The organism is Hyalangium gracile (assembly GCF_020103725.1).
In the GTDB taxonomy this organism is placed as follows: Bacteria; Myxococcota; Myxococcia; order Myxococcales; family Myxococcaceae; genus Hyalangium; species Hyalangium gracile.
Window position 1 is genome coordinate 18,991 of record NZ_JAHXBG010000024.1, and the last position, 16,794, is coordinate 35,784.

Consider the following 16,794-nt stretch of genomic DNA (forward strand, 5'->3'; position numbering starts at 1 on the left):
TCCCCGAACGAGAGGGTGTCTACCTCTCTGAGCGGCTCGAAGGCTTTGGTGCCCGCCTCGGGACGTCAGGAGGAAGACATGCGCGTCACACACGGAAGCCCCGGAGTGCTGGGGCTGTGGCGGGTCTGCAGCACCCTGGTCGTCCTCGCGGCGTGTGCTCCCGCGCTCGAGGAGGAGGAGGACGCGATGTCCGTCCACCGGGAGGAGCTGGTGGAGATCGCCTCCATCCATCCGTCCCGCGAGCTCTTCATCCATGACGTCAGCGTGGTGGATGACGCCCTGTACACCACGTGGGATCCGAGGAGATCGGGCACCGATCCCGAGGGGGCGTGGTCCTTCGGGCGGCTCATCGACAACATGGTGCCCGAGCTGCTGCGCAATCCCTACGGGCGCTCCCAGTTCATCCTGCACTGGCTGAAGTCGTGGGAGCGGGACCAGACGGTGAACGGGCTCGTCATCCCCGCGCGTCCCCTGATCCGCTCCCAGCTCATCGACCCATGGCGCGCGGCCAGCGGCTGCAAGGGCGCGGATGATCGGTGCGTGCTGGATCTCTCCAAGGCGCCCTTCCGGCTGCTGGCCATCGTGAACCGGCCGGACCTGCGCCGGGTGCCCACGGCGACGAGCCCCGGCAACGCGGGGCAGGGGCGCTTCGTCTTCGGGGTGCTGGGGCCGGACGGCGAGCGCCTGCCCTTCACCGTCATCTTCGAGTACCAGCTCCCCATCTCTCGCAAGGTGGACATGATCACGTGGGCCACCCGCTGGCACGCCCTGGGCTCCATTCCCTTCGGCAGGCTCTACAACGCGAAGCTGCACTCCGTGACGCGGGAGTTCACCCGGCGCCACGCGGCCCCAGGCCAGGTGAACGGCAGCGCGCTGCTGCAGATCCGCACCAACGAGGCGGCGCTCTCGTCCGCGGAGCCCCCGCTCTGGGAGCTGCGCGAGTTCGTCCTCGGCAGCACCGGCATGCTGCGGCCCGCCACGGTGAAGCAGGAGGTGGATGCCGCGCTCAACGGCTCTGCCCTGCTGGGAGCCTGGGCCGCCCAGAACGCCGCGGCCATCCTCGAAGGGCGGCACGTGGTGCCGGGCTCCTTTCAGGGGCAGCGCTTCCTCGCGGCCGCCGCGCCGGTTCCCTTGGACCTGGCCTGGCAGGTGCCCGGCGTCTCCGAGGAGGTGCGCCACGCCTTCTCCCTGGCCACGTGCAGCGGGTGCCACAAGTCCGAGACGGGGACGTTCTTCCTCCACGTGCGCACGCGCGAGGCAGGCGCCGCCGCCCAGCTCTCCGCCTTCCTCGCCGAGGAGCTGAGCCCCACCGGCCCACGCGTGATGGACTTCCACGGCCTGCTCAACACGGCGGACGCGAACACGCTGAAGGACGGAAGAGGCAAGGAGCACCCGGAGCATCCGAGCGCAGAGGAATGAGCCAGGGCTCCTGAGCCCTGCCTGTCCTCACGCCCAGGCGCTCACTGGCGCCGGGTCGCCTCGGTGGCCTCGTACTTCGCGCCGTGGTTCCACACCCCCTTGATGCCGCCCCAGGCCCAACCACCCCACAGCACCAGGAGGAGCACGAAGCCCCAGATGGGAAGGGAGGTCGTCTCGGCCGGAGGCTGCTTGCGGAGCGTGCGCACCACCTCCCGCAGGAGCACGAACCCGGCCAGCGGAGGCAGCGGCAGCAGGTTGAACGCGGCCAGCTTCGCCGCGAACACCCCCAGCGTCGTCCGGACGCCCAGGGGCCGCAGCGAGAGGAACGCCTCCACCCGCTCGGGAGCCCGGAGCACGTTCACCACCTGCTCGAAGCCCGAGAGCATCGACCCCAGCGCTCGCGCGGGCCCCAGACAGATGCAGGCGAACAGCAGCAGGATCAGCACGCTGCTGGAGATGAGCACCAGTCGCTGAGGGAAGGCGAGCCGCTGCCAGGCGGGCGGCACGGAGCCCTCGGGCTCGTCGTCGGCATTGAACGACAGGCTGGTGCCCATCGTGAGCGGCCCCAGGCTCCAGCGCGCGCCGAACAGCTTGAAGGCGAACAGCGTCGGCCCCACGTGGAAGCGGACCACCGTAGGCCGGGCGCCCAGGGCCCAGCACAGCGCCGCCATGCCCAGCCCGGTGAGCAGGGTGATGGAGGTGGCGTGGAGCCACAGCCACGCGATGGCCACCCAGGCGGACAAGGGCCGCGACGCTCGCGTGCTACGGCTGGGACTTCGAGTGCTTGTAGAAGATCACCAGGGTGTAGCAGTGGAACTCATTGTCACTCGACTGGCAGACGACGCGGTCTACGATCTCCAGATCCGCGTTGCTCTTCATCCAGCGGGTGACGTTCTCGCCGAGCTCTTCCCGCTCCTTGGCCTTGGTCGCCGAGAAGACCTTCACGCCCGTGAACATCGCCGTCCCCTCCTATCATCTGATACGACGTCGCTTGCTCCCGTTATCGCACACGCTTTTACAGGGTGTCAAAAACCCTGCCTCCCGGGCGCTGGGGGTTTGCAGGTGGGAGAACGTGCCTAGATTTTCCAGGTCGCATCGAGGTCCGAGCCTGGGAAACGGGTCCCGGGGAGGGTGGGGGCGACGGGGGATGGGTACGTGGACGTGAAGACCAAGAAGGATCTGGCCGTAGACTTCATCAATGCCATCCGGACGATGGATCCGGCTGCGCTCAACGCGCTGATCGTCAAGGAGGCTGGCGAGGACCTGGCCCAGTTCTTCCTCAACTACAGTGCCAACCTCATCTCCAAGGACCCCTCCCGGGTGCTGGAGAACACCTCCTCCCTGATGCTGATGGGCTACCTCATCCGCACCTATGAGGAGAAGAACGGCAATACCCAGAAGGGCCTCTTCCAGTCCTACGCGTACGCCTGACGGGCGCCGGTACGGGCGGCGAGACTCGACAGGCTCCGGCGAGCCTGTTAGGGAGCGGCGCCCATGCTGATCGACCTGCACGCGCACTCACATCTCTCGAAGGGTTGCGACCTGGACCCACGCGCCGTGCTCGAGCGGGCGGCGCTGTTCGGCCTGGACGGTGTCGCCTTCACGGAGACGAACACCCAGGACGGCTGCGACGAGCTGTTCGACATTGGCGCGAAGTCCAAGCTCAAGGTCTTCGTCGGGCTGGAGCTCATCACCGACAAGGGCCAGTACCTGTGCTTCTTCCCGAAGCCGGAGCTGGCGCCCGAGCCCGTCCAGATGTGGGGCAGCAACCGGGAGAAGCCCTGGAGCGCCGCCGAGTGCCTGCCCAAGGTGAAGGCCCTGGGGGCGGCCATCGTCGCCGCGCGGCCGTATGACCGGGACTCTCCGAACCCACCCATGGACTTCATCCGCTCGCTCAACGTGCTGAGCGCGGTGGAGGGCTACAACGCCAAGGTGAAGCAGACGGCCAATGATCTGGCCGTGGAAGCCGCCGAGGCGCTCAAGCTCCCCTGCACGGGCGGCAGCGATGCGCGCGGCTCCCTGGACGAGGTGGGGCGCGGCGCCACCCTCTTCAAGAACCCCATCGCCAACCAGGCGCAGCTCGTCGCGGAGCTGCTCAAGGGCGAGTTCTGGCCGGTGATGGCCGGCGAGCTGCCCCGGCTGACGCGCCCGGGCGAGGCCCAGGCGGGCAAGGGGGGCGGCAAGCGCGGCGGTGGGGGCGGGGGAAACCGCCGTCGCCGTCGCTGAGCCGCTGGCACTCCGAACTTCTTCCTACTTCGAGCCCGGGGACAGGTTGAGGGCGGGGGCGGCCGCCTCCTCCACTCGCACCAGGCGCCCGTCGCTCAGGAAGGCGCGGCGCCGGCCGCCCGGGTAGATCCACTCCTCGTTGCGGACGGTGCCCTCGAGCGTGCGCCGGACCGTCTCCGGGTAGCCCCAGGCCATCTCCAGCGCCTCCGCGGGCATGTCCGTCACGGCCTTCTTCTGGCGGATGGCCTCGCGCACCGGCTCGCTGAAGGCGGCCAGCTTCGCGGCGGGATCCTGGGTGGACAGGAAGCGATCCACCTCCGCGAGGAACTCCTCGCGCTTCTTCAGGTGGGGCGGCAGCACGAGCACCAGCGGCGGCCCCGGCGGCGCGCCCTCCACGTCCACGTAGACCCAGGGCCAGGTGCGCGGGGTGTAGAGGATGCGCTCGGTCACCACCCAGGCGGTGGGGAACTCCACCTGGCGGATGCGCGCCTTCGCTCCGGCCGGCAGCGTGGCCTCGATGCCGCCCGGGTGGACCGTCTTGCCCTGCGTGTCGTTGAGCAGGAGCACGTCCTCGGGCGGGTAGGGCGTGAGCAGCCGCTTGGAGGCGTCCCCGAAGAAGGGGGTGATGTGCATGGACAGGCGCAGGAACCGGTTCGACTCCGGGCCGGTGAGCGTCTGCTCCAGCAAGGCGCGATCATCTGGCGCGATCTGCGTGTGCGACTTGCAGCCGGCTCCCAGCAGGACGAGCAGAACGACGAGCAGTCTCTTCAAGAGGGCCTCCCGAGGCGTGAGCGCGTGAGCGGCCCTGCTTTAGCTCAGCGGGAGGCCTGCGTCAGCGGCTCGGTGTCGCGAGAGAGGGCATGGCACCCGCGCTGCGGAGGACACACGGGCCCTCGCCCGTCGGGATCGGGGACGAGCAGGAAACGGCCCAGGCCCCGCGCGTCCGTCAGCTCCGGATGACCGCACAGGGCACAGCGGCGGGGAGGGCGCTTGGAAGGTGGAAAGGGCACGACGCGGAGTGTGCGTCGCGCCCATGCCCTCCGCCAGTTTCCGGCCGGGCTGCTACGTCTTGCCGCCAGCGGCCGCCGCCGGCGCTGTGGAGGTGCTGCTCGAGCTGCTGCTGCTGGTGCTGCTCGAGCTGCTGCTGCTGCTGCTGCTGGACGAGCTGGAGGACGAGCTCGACTCCGAGCTGCCGCTGGAGCCGTCCTTCTTGGTGGAGCTGTAGAGATCAGAATACCAGCCGCCGCCCTTGAGGACGAAGCTGGAGCGGCTGACGATCTTCGTCAGCGAGCCCGTGGCGCCACAGGCGGTGCAGGCCTCGGGCGTCGGATCGCTCACCTTCTGCAGCACGTCGATGACCTTGCCGCAGCTCTGACAGGAGTACTCGTAGATGGGCATGATGGAACCTCGTCAGGGCAAAGATTGATCGGAGTTGAGCTGCTCGCGCAGCGTGCCAGCCAGGCCCAGGCGCTCGATGGCGCGCAGGACCAGTTCTTGAGGAGCGCCGTGCTTGCGAGCCACGGCCAGGGCGAGTCCGGGCAGATCCCGCGCTCCCGGCAGCTCGTCGCGCACGAGCCCCTCGAGCTCCTTGCGCAGCGAGTCGGTGAAGCGCTTCTTGATGCCGAGATCCGCCAGGTACTTGTCGCGGCCGAGCAGATCCAGCCGCTGGGTGAGGTGGCGCGCGCCCAGGGCCTCGCGGCGGAAGCGCTCGCGCACCTCCTCCGCCTCCTGCTGGAGCCCGAGCGTGCCAATGAGCTTCTGCAGCTCCGAGGGGCTCAGGCCCAGGGCCCACGCCACCCGGCCCGCCGCGCCCCGCTGATCGGCGTACGCGGAGAGGATGCCCTGGCGCTCCTTCGCGGCCAGCGTCTCCAGCAGCTCGTGGCGGCGCAGCACGCTCTCCAGATCCACCATCGTCAGCTCGCCCTTGGCGCCGTTGTACTGCTCGCCCAGGGACTTCAGGAGCGTGAAGCGGTGCTCGCTCTGCGCCACCGCCGAGTCCAGGATGTCCCGGCCCTCGGCGCGCGTCAGGATCTGGAAGCTGCCCTTGGGCGCCGCCACCTGGGTGTAGCGGCCGCGCGGCTTGGGCAGCTCCCTGCGCAGGAAGCGCGGCTCGGCCTCGAGCGACTCCTCCTGCTCGTGCTCCGGCTCGGCGGACGCGGCGCGCTTGCGCGGGGCGATGCGCTCCTGGACCGACTCGGTCCCCCGGCGAGCGGCCTTGTCGGCCTTCGCTCCGCCGGCCCCATCCCCATCTCCCGCAGGCGCCGGGCGAGGGGGCGGAGGGGCGAACGTGGGGACCTCCGGCACCACCACGGGCGCGGGAGCCACGGGCGTCTTCTCCTCGCGCACCCGGGTCAGCTCCTGAACCACGTCGTAGTAGCCGCACGCCTGGCGCTGGGCAGCCAGCGACGGCTGCGTCCCGCGCAGGATGTCCACCACCGCGAAAGGTCCAAGAGGCGACACTTCCGGCTCGGTGTCGGTCAATGTGCGCACGCGGAAATCTTCGTCTTCGGAGAGCAGCGCGAGCGCTTCGCGGACCTCCGTCGGGGACGCCATCGCCTTGGCGCGGCGACAGAAGTCGGAGACGGCTACCGCCACCGGGGTGGGCACATCATCAGGCTGCCGTCTTCTCTGCCATTGACTATTCATGGAGAAACTTGCGGAAAAATGCTCGTTTACGAGGGCGGAAGCCCTTATCTTTCGCGGCGGACGGGTGTCAATGAGCCTGACGGTCTCCAATGTAAACAGCCAGGTGGCGACGCAAGTCCTGGTGTATTGCTGCCCGCGAGGCGCGCTGGCAACCGGTCGTTCGGCGGGTAGGCGGAGGTGGCGCGATGGGGGTTAGGACTCGTCAGGTCATGGAAGAATACATGCCGGAGGGAGAAGCTTTACCCGTGAACGAGGAGTCGAAAGAGGCGGTCCTCAACCGCTACATGGCGCAGCATGGGCTCAAGAGCACCCGCCAGCGCAGCTTGATCATCGACACCTTCTTCTCCGTCGGGGGTCACCTGTCCGTGGAGGAGCTCTGGAGCAAGGTTCGGGAGCTGGACACCAAGGTGTCGGTGGCCACGGTGTACCGGACGATGAAGCTGCTGAACGACTGCGGGCTGGCGCACGCGCGCAACTTCGGCGACGGGCAGACGCGGTACGAGGCGGCGGCCGGGCGCGAGCACCACGATCACCTCATCTGCACCCGCTGCGGGCAGATCATCGAGTTCGAGAATGATCGCATCGAGGCGATGCAGGAGGCGGTGGCTCGCAAGCACGGCTTCATGGTGACGTCGCACAAGATGGAGCTGTACGGGCTGTGCCGGGACTGCCAGCGCCCGGTGTCCACGCCCAAGACGGAGGCCTGAGCGTGCTCCGCGCCCTGCTCACGGCCGTCCTGATGCTGAGCCTGGCCGGCTGCAAGAGCACCCCCGAGGCCGTGGAGGCGCCGGGGGACGGGTTCCTGGGAGCGCTCGTGCTGCCCGCGGTGGGGCCTCAGCGGATGGCCGCGAGGGAGCTCTCCGGGCGGGTGGTGCTGGTGAACTTCCTGGCGACGTGGTGCTTCCCGTGCGTGGCGGAGCTGCCCTCGCTCGAGGCGCTCCAGCGCGACTACGGTCCGCAGGGGTTCCAGGTGGTGGGGGTGGGGATGGATCTGGAGGGGGAGAAGGTGCTGGCCCCCTTCGCGGACCACTACGAGCTGCGCTTCCCGGTGCTGATCGCGGACGAGCACATCCGCTCGGGGCAGAGCCCCTTCGGGATGATCGGCGCGCTGCCCACCTCGGTCATCCTGGACCGGCAGGGGCGGGCGGTGGCGGCCTGGCAGGGCGTGGCCGGGCATGAGGTGATGGCCCGGGCCATCGAGAAGACGCTGCGCAGCAAGGACTAGCGCTCTACTTCTTTCGGGCGTCCTTCGGCGCCGCCTTCTTCTTCTTCTTTGGGCGAGGATTCTTTGGAAGCTGGGAGATGTCGTCGATGGGAAGGCTGAGCCGGTAACGTTCCCCCTTGAGTTCCATCTCCGCATAGGCCCGGGTAGGACCAAAGGAGGCTCCCACGGAGAAGTCCGCGATCGCCCGGCCTTGGACGGATCGGACGTGCTTGTGGAGCCTCCGAGTCAGCATGAAATGTACCGACTTGGGAATCGGATCCTTCTTCGCATCATGTGACTGGAGGACGAGCCGGAGCCGCAGCCCCTGGCCAGGGCGCGATGCCAGTTGCCATGCATCAAGCGACCACCGGTGACCTCCCAGTCGATCCCAGAATGCATGCGGCAGCCGAGCGACGGTATCGGGCCAGAGTGCACGCAGATAGAGCGGGGTCCTGAGCGTGTAGCTGTCTCGCTCCGACTCACAGATGAGTCCTTGGCCCATGAGCGGGAGCGCAACGTCGCGCTCCAGGAACCACACCCCGTTCGCGCTGACCTCGCGCAGGGCCGTCGTCAGCACTGGGGACTGCTGGGCGAGCCATTGGCGGACCCGAGCCATCTCCCCATCGAAGATGCGGGACCACTCCACGCTCTCGAAGCGCATGAGTTCCTCGAGGGTCCATTCGTGCTGGCGAGCTCCTTGGAGCGCAATCTCCGCGAGGTGGAGGCTTCCCCCCGTCCAGTGGAGGAACTCCCGCTCGCCCTCTTCACTGAGACTCACTCCGTACATCCAGCAGAGGTTTCGGACCTGCTCCCCGTCCAGGTCCTGGAGCCGTACCACCTCGGCCCGGTGGGAGAAGGGGGTATCAGGCCGGCATGCCAGCAAGAGCCGTGCGTCCTGACGTGTGAGCCTGTCCTGCAAGGAGTTCACAGTCTCCACATCCCCTACGAGGGTGTGGAGCCGATGGAAGTTGCCGATCCCGACTACGATCTTCCACTCGGGATGCTGATACCGCACCTCCCGCACCAAGTCTTCGATGCGAGTCGTGAAGAGTTCCAGGAACTCGTCCGGCCTGAGCTCCAGAGGAAGGCGCGAGGGAACATCGAATAGGAAGAACTGCATGGGGACATTCAGTCGCTCCCCAAGCAGCCCCACGAGTCTCAGGAGCGTGGCACTGGCTTGTCCGTAGTAGCCCTCCACGCGGATGATCGGCGCACCGTGCAAGGCGCTGATGAGCTTCAGGAGGTGATGGGCCTCTGGCCGCTCGATAGCAAGAGGGGGAAGGGAGAGCTCCACCGGCTGTATCGCCTCGCTCAGCAGGTCCCGGTAGTCCCGTGCACTCAGTACCCCGCGTTCCAGTAGGACCTCGCCGGTCTTCTCGAACTTCTCGAAGCTCCGTTGGGCCATCCTTCGCAGGAGCGCTCTCGGGAAGTCGTCCTTCGTGGCGCGCCAAGCCTGCACCACGAGTTCATCGATGACCTGCGCGCCGAAGTGCTGGCGAAGCTCCCAGAATACTCCACCCCAGATCTCCCACACGCCCGGAGCTGTCGGGTCCTGCGGCCGGGTGAATCTGAGGCGGTTGTCCAGGTTCCGGAGGAAAGGTGCCTTGGAGAACTGGAGCCGAGCCTCCTCCTGGCCGAAGTGCGGGTCGTTCTTGAAGCTGCACACTAGGTAGTCCGCGAGCCCGGACTCCACCGAGGCGAGTTCCGTAGGGGCCTCCCCTTGTCTCCGCTTCAACACATGATGTGCATACTCGCGGGTCAAGGTGTCTTTTAGGGAAAGCAGGCTGCGCAGATAGCCCCACTCACGACGGTCATTCCGATCCTTGGGTGCTGGAGGGAAATGAAACGTCATCGGCGGGATCGGCTCCTCCACGACTCCGTTCAGGATGAGGTACTCACGGAAGGGCGACAGCACATTCCTCATACGCTCGCGCTCGCGCGGCGAGATTTCCCCTGAGAAGACGACCCAATCCTCCGAGCCCTGCGACACCTCCTCTGGAGGGCTGTCCTCCCCCAGAATCTCCTCTGCGACCTCTTCTTCGCCAAAGCGAGGGAGATCCAGCATGAAGTCCGGGGCCTCCGCGGCAGGCTCGGCCACGATCTCGATGTTCGGGAGCACCACCGTGTGCACCGTCATCCCGTGCCGGTTCACGAAGCTCAGGGTGATGGCTCCCTTCTGGAAGAACTCCTTCGCGGTGAGCAGGAAGGCCGCCGGCCCGTAGCTGCCACCGAAGCGGTGCAGGACGATGCTCTGCTCGCCCAGGGGCTCGTGGGTGAAGAGCGAGGTGTGGACCAGGCAGGTGAGGGCCAGTTCCTCCTGCTCATAGGGCCACTGATCCTGCGGGTGGCGGTGCTGGATATCCACGGTGAGGTAATGACGCTCTCCGGGCCGGGCCGTGCGTGGGTACGAGACCACGGGCTCGATGGAGATGGACTCAGCCAAGGGGCGCTCCCGCAGGCTCCAGCTTCAGGTAGGCCTCCGGCGTCCCGTAGAAGACGTACATGAACGTGGACACGTAGGCGCGCCGAGATTCCGGGTCGTTCACGTTCAGCTTCTCGAAGGCCTCCTTGCGTACCCGGCGCAGTTCCTCCGGGATGCAGACGCCGCCCTCCGCTCGGGCCGCCTGCAGGATGCGCGCGCCGACGCTCGCCGCGATCCCTTCCTCGATCCTTCCCATCACTCCCAGGTATGCGCCCGCGAACGTGCCCAGGAGCCGCTCGGGAAGGCCCGAGACGCCGTAGTCATCCCTCAGCAGCAGGCCCGAGTGACAGGCGTTGATGAAGATCAGGGGCCGCTCCTTCTGGATGAAGGTCGGCAGGTTCAGGATGAGCTGGGTGAGCACGTGCTCTGGAGCCTCGGGATCCGGCTCGTCCTCGGGACTCTGACCGTGGCTGGCGACGAACAGCATCGCCAGGGACGAGGAGTCGTCCTGCAGCTCCTGCCCGAGCAGCTCGATGTCGTCGAAGCGCTCATGGCAGCCCTGGAGTGCCTCGAGCTCTTGCGCGGCCTGCTCCAGTTCCTTCTCGGCTACGTAGGACATGGCCCGGCCAGACCAGGTCTGCCGCCCCATGCGTAGCGGCAGGTGCTCTCCTTCTTCCTGATCCATGGTCTTCAGCCACCGGACCACCTTGATCAGGGCACCGATGGGAGTGGGGACAACCCTGCGCCCCTGCGTGGAGGGCAGCTCCAGCATCTCCCAGGGCACGCGGGTCTCGGCGTACTCCTGGATGATGAGGGTAACGTCGCTACGAGCCTTCAACCGCTCCTTCAGCCATGCCGTGAGCCGGCCACACTGGCGCCGGAAGAAGTTCTGCACGGTGTAGAGGAGCTTCCGCGTGTCCGGAGGGCCCGGCGGGTCCAACAGGTTCCGTGGAGGCTCGAGCACGGAGATGGGCCCGCTCGAAGGATCCTCCGAGGGGAACCAGTGCAGCCGAAGCGTCTGGTCCGTGGCCTCGATGTGGAGGAAGGCCGTGGCCTCCGGATCCTCCGGCGCCTCCTCCAGATCCACCAGGATCTTGTCCCTCAACGCCTCGGGCAGAACCCGTCCGGCCTTTTCGATGCGGAGCTCCAGCGACCGGACCTGGTGGGGAGCCCGGGTGGCCCGGTGCAAGCTCAGCCGGCCCTGCACGCCCTGGGCGTCGGGCGCCGTCTTCAGCCAGAACTCGCGGGTGGCCAGCCCGCTGTCGAGCTCGGAGGGCACGAGGCTCGCGGTCTCGGTCTGCAGCTGAAGGCCCTTGGGGCCATCCCAGCTCAGTGAGAGGGACTCGGCCTCCGCGAAGTCCACCGCGTCAGCCTCTTCGAGCCCTGCTGGCGAGAGCATCACCCGCACATGGAAGGTGCCCCCAGGCGCGAGGTGGAAGCGTCCCTTCTCCGGCTCTACTGGAGCGGGAGCGCCCGCCGCGGCCAGCACCACCAGCTCGACCCGGACACGAACTCCGGATGGAGCATTGCGCTTCAGCGGCGCCCCCGATGGTGGCCGGGCGATGGCGTTCTGGATGACATCCAGTCCCAGGCTCATGCGGCGGTGTCCTCCGCCACGTGGGCCGGCGGCCCGAAGTCCACCAACTGCGCACCCAGGGCACCCGCGAGCTGCGCGGGCAGACTCTTCAAGTGCGCCAGCGGAGGCTTGATCACCACCGACGAGACCTGCCGCATCCCGCGCAGCTGCGCGGCGATCCGCAGCGCATCCTCCACGCCCTGACGGCCCACGAGCGGCGCGAGGATGCCCGTGCGGCTCGCCTCCAGCGGGACGTTTCCTCGCCCGTCCGTGACCACGACGAGCCAGGCATGATGCGCGGCTCCACGTCCCACACGCAGCGTCCGGCGCAAGGTGGCGAGAGCCCGCTCGAGCCCATCCGCCAGAGGCGTGGCCCGGCCCGGCTGGGCCTCCAGGGCTTGCCCCACGGCGGGCACCAGCAGGCTGCGCGACATCACCTCCCGGGCTCGCAGCTCACTGCCGGCGGGTGCGCCGTCGTCCTCGCGGGCCCCCACCTGGATGACGCAGACCATGGCCCGCTCCACGTAGGCCTGTGACAGGTACGGTGCGAGGGCCTGCTGCCAGCCATCCGTCCTCATGCTGGTGAAGTCCAGCACCAGGGCGAGCAGGTGCTGAGGCGCGGGCGCCCGTCGGTACGTGCGCAGATCCGAGCGTGTGAGCAGCAGCTCCGGTTCCTCCGAGTCGGACTGCTCCCGGCGCAGGTTCTGATAGGGGGCGGCGGCCAGCACCGTGCTGACGATGGCCAGGTCCTGCAGGTCCGTGGCGGGCTGCACGCCGATGACGGCGCCACGGTCCTTGGCGCTCATGCCCCCCTGAACCGTGGGCAGCCGCAGCGGCGCGTACTCCCGCTGCTTGCGCGGGTCCCGCTCCACCTCGAGCGGAGGAAGCGCGGCGGCAGGCTGTACCTCCACTTCGGAGACATGGACCGGCACCACACTCACGGGGGGGCTGGGGGCCTCCTCGAAGCGCATGACGGGAGGCTTCTCGGGTGACGGAGCCGCGGGCCCTGCCGGCGGTGGGGCCTGCGGTGGCGCCTCCTGGGGGCCGGCCGGAGAGGCAGCGGGCTCGGGCGACTTCGACTCTGGCGACTCCCGCTGGGCAGGAGAGGGGAGCTGGAGCCACCGCGCGGCCTGGTGGACGTGCGAGGCTTGGAGCTCCACGGTCCGCGGGCGGGGGGTATCCACCGTCGCTTCCGCGAGCTGGGCCACGGCGCACGCCGTGCGCGCGAGCGTGATCAGGCCCCGGTGGCCCGTGCCTGGCGAGGCGGGGAACCGTTCGAGGAGCGCCTCACGAGCCGGTTTCGACAAGCGAACGCGCACTTGGGCCGCACTCAGCAATCGTCCGGCCTCCGGGCCCGCCCGCGGAGCCTCGCTCGAGGAAGGAGGCTCGGGCTGAAGCGCCCGCAGCAGCTCCGCCGTGGCATCGCCCCGCACGGAGGGGGCGCGCACGCGCAGGGCGAACCGGTCCAGCAGGTGGAGCGAGACCTGGCCCACTTCCGCCATCGCGCACCCGGCGAGCCAGTAGCAGTGGGGCCGGAAGCGGCGGACCTGTCCCACCCGCTCGATGGACACGTGCTCCGAGCCCATCCAGCTCGCGCACGCGCGCAGCGCGGCCAGCGAGAGCCGGGAGAGATCCGGGATCACCACCAGCCGGGGCTCGTCCGAGTCCAGCAGCCCGGAGCGGCGCAGCTCCACGGGGAGCGAGTCACCGTACCCCCAGAGATCCTCCTCCGTCGTCCACGGCCCGAGCTGCACCCGGCGCGCTTGCACTCCGAGTACGGCGAGGTTGCCGAGCCATCTCCGCGCCACCTGCTCCAGCAGCTCCGTGGAGGCGTCATAGAGGATCAGGCTCCCCAGCTCCTCTCGGAGGCTCGCGCACGCGAGCAGCTGTTCAAGCGGAGCCGGGAGCAAGCTCGAGGGCTTTGTCGACGAGCGTGTCATCCGTCTTGCTCCACACGGCGGCATCCCGCTGCGCTCCACTCTTGCGCCGGTGAGCCAGCGCCAGCGGAGCCACCTTCCGGATGTCCTCCACCGAGACCACGTTCCTGCCCTCGAGCGCCGCCATCGCCCGCGCGGCTCGCGCCAGCACCAGCTCGGCGCGGTGTCCCTCCACCACGAGCGCCTGGGCCGCGCGGACGCACGCCTCCGCGAGCTTGCGGGGCAGCTGGACCTGAGGCAGGCGCTCCTGCGCCTTCAGGAGCCGTTCACGGCATGCGGAATCCTGCTGCTCCGCCTTGCTTCGTAGCGCCTCATCCTCCATCCCCAGCACCTGTTCGAGGATCCGCGCGCGCACCTCCGGCTCCGTTTCCGCCTGCACAGCCACCATGAGCCCGAAGCGGTCCAGCAGCTGCGGGCGCAGCGTGCCTTCCTCGGGGTTCATCGTCCCCACGAGGACGAACTGGAGGTGCTTCGTCTGGTTCAGCCCTTCCCGCTGTACGACGAGCATCCCCGTGGAGGTGACATCCAGGATGATGTTGACGATGTGGTCGTCCAGCAGGTTGACCTCATCCACGTAGAGCAGCCCACCGTTGGCCTCCTCCAGCAGTCCGGGCTGGAAGACGGTCCTTCCTTCGATGAGCTCCTTGATCTGCCAGCCGCCCACCACCCGATCCTCGGTGGCGTTGATGGGCAGGTTCACCATGGGTTGTTGCTTGCCGCCCATGGCCATGCGGGCGAAGGCGCGGACCGCGGTCGTCTTGCCGGTGCCCCGCTCGCCGCTGAGCAGCACTCCGCCGATGCGCCGCTCCACGAAGCACAGCTCCAGCGCGCGCTTGAGCTCGGCCTGCCCGACGATGGCGCTGTAGGGCATCTGGGGAGAAGACCTGGACGAGGCCGGCCCGGCGGACGCGGTCCCCTCACCGTCTTCATCGAACATGACCGTCATGGGGTTTCCTTCCTATCAACCTTACCCTCCGCCAGTCCGGCCAGGGTCCCGAGGGTTGCGTGGTGAAGTCCCAGCCCCCAGAGGAAGGCCGTGGCGCGTGCGGCCCAGCCGCCCCACGTCAGATCATTGGCCCACAGGGACAAGATGCCCAGCAAGCTCGCGCCGATGCCCACCACGAGCGAGACTCCCAGATCGACTGACCACCGCAACCGGGTGACGGACCGGAACTCCAGTGGCCCCGTGACCAGCCCTTCAAGGATCCCAGGCGCTCTCGCGGAGAGCGCGGGCGCCAACGCGGCCAGGCTGGGCTGGACCGGTTGGGGCGGCAAGGGTGCAGCCCGGTCCCTGGGAGGGGAGAACACCTCCTGGAGTTCCCGGCGAATCTCCCCGTACGCCGCGTTGGCGTCGGAGAGCTTGTCCTCCTGGACCTGGCGCAGGACGTCCTGCAGCTTGGACCTCAGAGTGTCGACCTGGGACTTGCGCGCGGTCCTCTCCTCCAGCTTGAACTCACGCAGCAGGTGGTCGACCCGCTTCCTCAGGTTCGGGAGCTCGTCCAGCAGTGCTCGGGCTCCCTCTCTCAGGAACAGTCGGTGCGCGCGCGTATAGGCCTGGAAGGCGGTCTCCAGGCTTGCGGTCTGCGAGCGCGCCGTGTCCAGCTCCGCCAGCACCCGGTCACGTAGCGACTCCCAGGGCTCCTTCGGGAACCCCTGGGGAGCCTCCTTGGGAAGCTGGGAGTTCAGCTGCAGCACGAGCAGCTGGAGGTATGCGCCACGAGCCTGCTCGTACGGCTCGAAGGCCTTCTGGGTTTCGTTGGCGGCGACGTGCTGGAGCGCCGTCTCGAGGAGGGGGGAGACCTCCGCGTCGAGCCTCGAGCCAAAGGGAGAGTCCCGGTGTTTCTTCACTTCGTCCTGGAGCTTCTCGATGACCGCCTTCAGCTCGTTGCGCACGGCCTCGGCGATGGCCTCGGGCACCTGCATCAGCTCTTTACGGGTCTGCTCCAGCTCCTCCGCCCTGGCGTGGACGCTCAGGAGCCGCGTCTCCGCCTGGGTGAGCCTTGGGGCATAGGCCTCCTGCAGCTTGAACGGGCGTACCTCCCGGACCTGCCGCCGGATCTCCACCCACACCGGAAACAGATCCCGCTTCTGCTGGAGCACGAGCTGGCGCGTACTCGCCTCGGCGGGCTTGAGGCCTCCGGTCACCAGCCCGGTGTTCAGCCGGTCCGCCTCGTTCAGCACTCCCGAGAGCACCCGGCGCTCCTGGGCATCGAGCGGCTCCCAGGCCTGGGTTTCATGCTCCAGTTCCCGACGCAGCAGGAGGATGCCGTGCTGGAGCTCCAGGCGAGGCCGAAAGTGCTGAGCCACCCAGCGCAGCAGCCCCGAGAGGAGGATGCCCAGCCAGATGAAGACGAGCGGGACACCCCAGGGTTCCTTGAGGAACACGCGAAGCTCCTGCTCCACCGCCGGAGCGCCCGGGCTCTGGAGGTACAGCGTGCCCTTGTACTCACCCGCACCCTCCAGACCCGCCAGCTCGATCCGGGCTTCCGTGGGAGCTCCGCCTGGCAGCGTGAGGCGCGGGGGGGCCTTCAGCGTCACGGGGGCCTGGAACTGCAGGGCGTCTCGGGAGACGCGGGTCATGGGTCCCAGCTGGAAACCCACGGAGAGATCCTGGTCCGCGGTGGAGCCGACGGTGAGCGCCACGGTGGCCTCGCTGGGGGAGAACACGCTGGCGGTCGTCGCCACTGGCAGCACCTGCTTCACCACCGGGATGGGCTGGGGAGCCCGGGAGACGGAGAGCGGCACTCGCTGCAGCTCGTCTCCGTAGAGCAGGAAGATGTCTCCCGTGTACGTCCCGGCCAGGGGGAGCTCGGCCGTTACCGTCACGATCACGCTCCCGAGCGCGGCGACGGGTACCGGGGAGTCCGAGCCCTTGCCGGCAAGGTCCCACTGGACCTTCTGGAGCTTCCCGGTGGGATCCCGAAGCGGCGTGACGACGACCTTCAGGGCGTTCACGGGAGTGTTGGAGGTGGACTGGATCTGCAGCGACCAGTTCAGCTTCGGTTCGGCGAGGGAGAGTTCGACACCCTCGGAGCCGTGAGAGCCCAAGACTTCCAGTGCGGGCTGGGCGGGGGCGGCCGCTGCGATTGCTGACATCAGGCCCAGCATCAGCAGGCCCAGTCCCGTGAGTGTTCTCCCAGGCGGCATCGTTCCTCCGTCAGTTGAATACCACAGGGGTGCGTGGCGGAGTCCCGAAGAGAAGGGGGTGTGCTCGGACAAGCCTGGCGGTTCGCCCGGAGCGCGCTTGGGAGAGAGCCGTCAATGGCTCAGGAACGCTGGAGGCCGTGGTCCGAGGGAGAGCGGGACGCCGGGGCGGGCGGACCCGTCAGCGACGGGGGGACCCGCCCCGCAGCGAGGGGCCCGC

15 protein-coding genes and 1 pseudogene are annotated in these 16,794 nt (G+C 68.5%); 6 read left to right on the top strand and 10 right to left on the bottom strand.

Translation table 11 applies throughout. From position 1 onward, the window contains the following. Window positions 1-78 precede the first annotated feature (78 nt). Window positions 79-1,419: a hypothetical protein gene (locus KY572_RS35760; protein ID WP_224248178.1), complete on the top strand. Its 1,341-nt coding sequence runs from the start codon at window positions 79-81 to the stop codon at window positions 1,417-1,419. 41 nt (window positions 1,420-1,460) lie between these two features. Here KY572_RS35760 and KY572_RS35765 read toward each other — a convergent pair whose 3' ends face one another. Further along, entirely contained in the window at window positions 1,461-2,162 is a 702-nt protein-coding gene (locus tag KY572_RS35765; protein WP_224248179.1) for a site-2 protease family protein, read from the bottom strand. Between the two features lie 19 nt (window positions 2,163-2,181). After that, complete coding sequence (locus KY572_RS35770) at window positions 2,182-2,376, bottom strand: hypothetical protein (RefSeq protein ID WP_224248180.1); 195 nt, start codon at window positions 2,374-2,376, stop codon at window positions 2,182-2,184. Window positions 2,377-2,574: 198 nt separating this feature from the next. Between KY572_RS35770 and KY572_RS35775 the strand changes: the two genes are divergently transcribed. Beyond that, window positions 2,575-2,850, top strand: coding sequence for a hypothetical protein (locus tag KY572_RS35775; protein WP_224248181.1), 276 nt, complete (start codon window positions 2,575-2,577; stop codon window positions 2,848-2,850). A 63-nt stretch (window positions 2,851-2,913) separates the two neighbouring features. Beyond that, on the top strand, window positions 2,914-3,645 hold the full coding sequence (locus KY572_RS35780; RefSeq protein WP_224248182.1) for a PHP-associated domain-containing protein: 732 nt from the start codon (window positions 2,914-2,916) through the stop codon (window positions 3,643-3,645). Between the two features lie 24 nt (window positions 3,646-3,669). Here the strand turns inward: KY572_RS35780 and KY572_RS35785 are convergent, their stop codons facing one another. Continuing rightward, on the bottom strand, window positions 3,670-4,416 hold the full coding sequence (locus tag KY572_RS35785) for a hypothetical protein (RefSeq protein WP_224248183.1): 747 nt from the start codon (window positions 4,414-4,416) through the stop codon (window positions 3,670-3,672). A gap of 262 nt (window positions 4,417-4,678) precedes the next feature. Here KY572_RS35785 and KY572_RS48240 point away from each other — a divergent pair, with 262 nt between their 5' ends. Further along, window positions 4,679-4,870 carry a hypothetical protein gene (locus KY572_RS48240; RefSeq protein ID WP_407660066.1) on the top strand — a complete coding sequence of 64 codons (192 nt, stop codon included), beginning with the start codon at window positions 4,679-4,681 and terminating at the stop codon, window positions 4,868-4,870. Between the two features lie 74 nt (window positions 4,871-4,944). Here KY572_RS48240 and KY572_RS48245 read toward each other — a convergent pair. Both KY572_RS48245 and KY572_RS35795 read right to left on the bottom strand, forming a co-directional pair. Beyond that, a pseudogene (locus KY572_RS48245) lies at window positions 4,945-5,043 on the bottom strand (FmdB family zinc ribbon protein); the annotation flags it as partial. A 12-nt stretch (window positions 5,044-5,055) separates the two neighbouring features. Continuing rightward, on the bottom strand, window positions 5,056-6,240 hold the full coding sequence (locus KY572_RS35795; RefSeq protein WP_224248185.1) for a hypothetical protein: 1,185 nt from the start codon (window positions 6,238-6,240) through the stop codon (window positions 5,056-5,058). A gap of 335 nt (window positions 6,241-6,575) precedes the next feature. On the opposite strand from KY572_RS35795, the gene KY572_RS35800 reads away from it, so the two are divergent. Next, window positions 6,576-6,998 carry a Fur family transcriptional regulator gene (locus KY572_RS35800; RefSeq protein WP_407660064.1) on the top strand — a complete coding sequence of 141 codons (423 nt, stop codon included), beginning with the start codon at window positions 6,576-6,578 and terminating at the stop codon, window positions 6,996-6,998. A 2-nt stretch (window positions 6,999-7,000) separates the two neighbouring features. After that, on the top strand, window positions 7,001-7,516 hold the full coding sequence (locus KY572_RS35805) for a TlpA disulfide reductase family protein (protein ID WP_224248186.1): 516 nt from the start codon (window positions 7,001-7,003) through the stop codon (window positions 7,514-7,516). A 4-nt stretch (window positions 7,517-7,520) separates the two neighbouring features. On the opposite strand, the gene KY572_RS47935 is transcribed toward KY572_RS35805, so the two are convergent. From KY572_RS47935 to KY572_RS35830, 5 genes are all read right to left on the bottom strand, one after another. Continuing rightward, a complete protein-coding gene (locus KY572_RS47935) occupies window positions 7,521-9,860 on the bottom strand; it encodes an AAA-like domain-containing protein (RefSeq protein ID WP_224248187.1) in 2,340 nt (779 codons plus the stop codon). A gap of 70 nt (window positions 9,861-9,930) precedes the next feature. Continuing rightward, on the bottom strand, window positions 9,931-11,514 hold the full coding sequence (locus KY572_RS35815; protein ID WP_224248188.1) for a hypothetical protein: 1,584 nt from the start codon (window positions 11,512-11,514) through the stop codon (window positions 9,931-9,933). After that, window positions 11,511-13,433, bottom strand: a complete 1,923-nt coding sequence (locus tag KY572_RS35820) for a hypothetical protein (RefSeq protein ID WP_224248189.1) — start codon at window positions 13,431-13,433, stop codon at window positions 11,511-11,513. Before KY572_RS35820 ends, KY572_RS35815 begins: the two co-directional genes overlap by 4 nt. Further along, a complete protein-coding gene (locus tag KY572_RS35825; protein ID WP_224248190.1) occupies window positions 13,384-14,376 on the bottom strand; it encodes an ATP-binding protein in 993 nt (330 codons plus the stop codon). The genes KY572_RS35820 and KY572_RS35825 overlap by 50 nt, the downstream gene beginning before the upstream one ends. Beyond that, a complete protein-coding gene (locus KY572_RS35830) occupies window positions 14,373-16,478 on the bottom strand; it encodes a hypothetical protein (RefSeq protein WP_224248191.1) in 2,106 nt (701 codons plus the stop codon). Before KY572_RS35830 ends, KY572_RS35825 begins: the two co-directional genes overlap by 4 nt. Window positions 16,479-16,794: the final 316 nt, after the last annotated feature.

Excerpts from the sequence above, each read along its gene's own strand:
- KY572_RS35760 (WP_224248178.1), top strand. The coding sequence starts at position 79 with ATGCGCGTCACACACGGAAGCCCCGGAGTGCTGGGGCTGTGGCGGGTC.
- KY572_RS35770 (WP_224248180.1), bottom strand. The coding sequence starts at position 2,376 with ATGTTCACGGGCGTGAAGGTCTTCTCGGCGACCAAGGCCAAGGAGCGG.
- KY572_RS35780 (WP_224248182.1), top strand. The coding sequence starts at position 2,914 with ATGCTGATCGACCTGCACGCGCACTCACATCTCTCGAAGGGTTGCGAC.
- KY572_RS48240 (WP_407660066.1), top strand. The coding sequence starts at position 4,679 with ATGCCCTCCGCCAGTTTCCGGCCGGGCTGCTACGTCTTGCCGCCAGCG.
- KY572_RS35800 (WP_407660064.1), top strand. The coding sequence starts at position 6,576 with ATGGCGCAGCATGGGCTCAAGAGCACCCGCCAGCGCAGCTTGATCATC.
- KY572_RS35815 (WP_224248188.1), bottom strand. The coding sequence starts at position 11,514 with ATGAGCCTGGGACTGGATGTCATCCAGAACGCCATCGCCCGGCCACCA.
- KY572_RS35820 (WP_224248189.1), bottom strand. The coding sequence starts at position 13,433 with ATGACACGCTCGTCGACAAAGCCCTCGAGCTTGCTCCCGGCTCCGCTT.
- KY572_RS35825 (WP_224248190.1), bottom strand. The coding sequence starts at position 14,376 with ATGACGGTCATGTTCGATGAAGACGGTGAGGGGACCGCGTCCGCCGGG.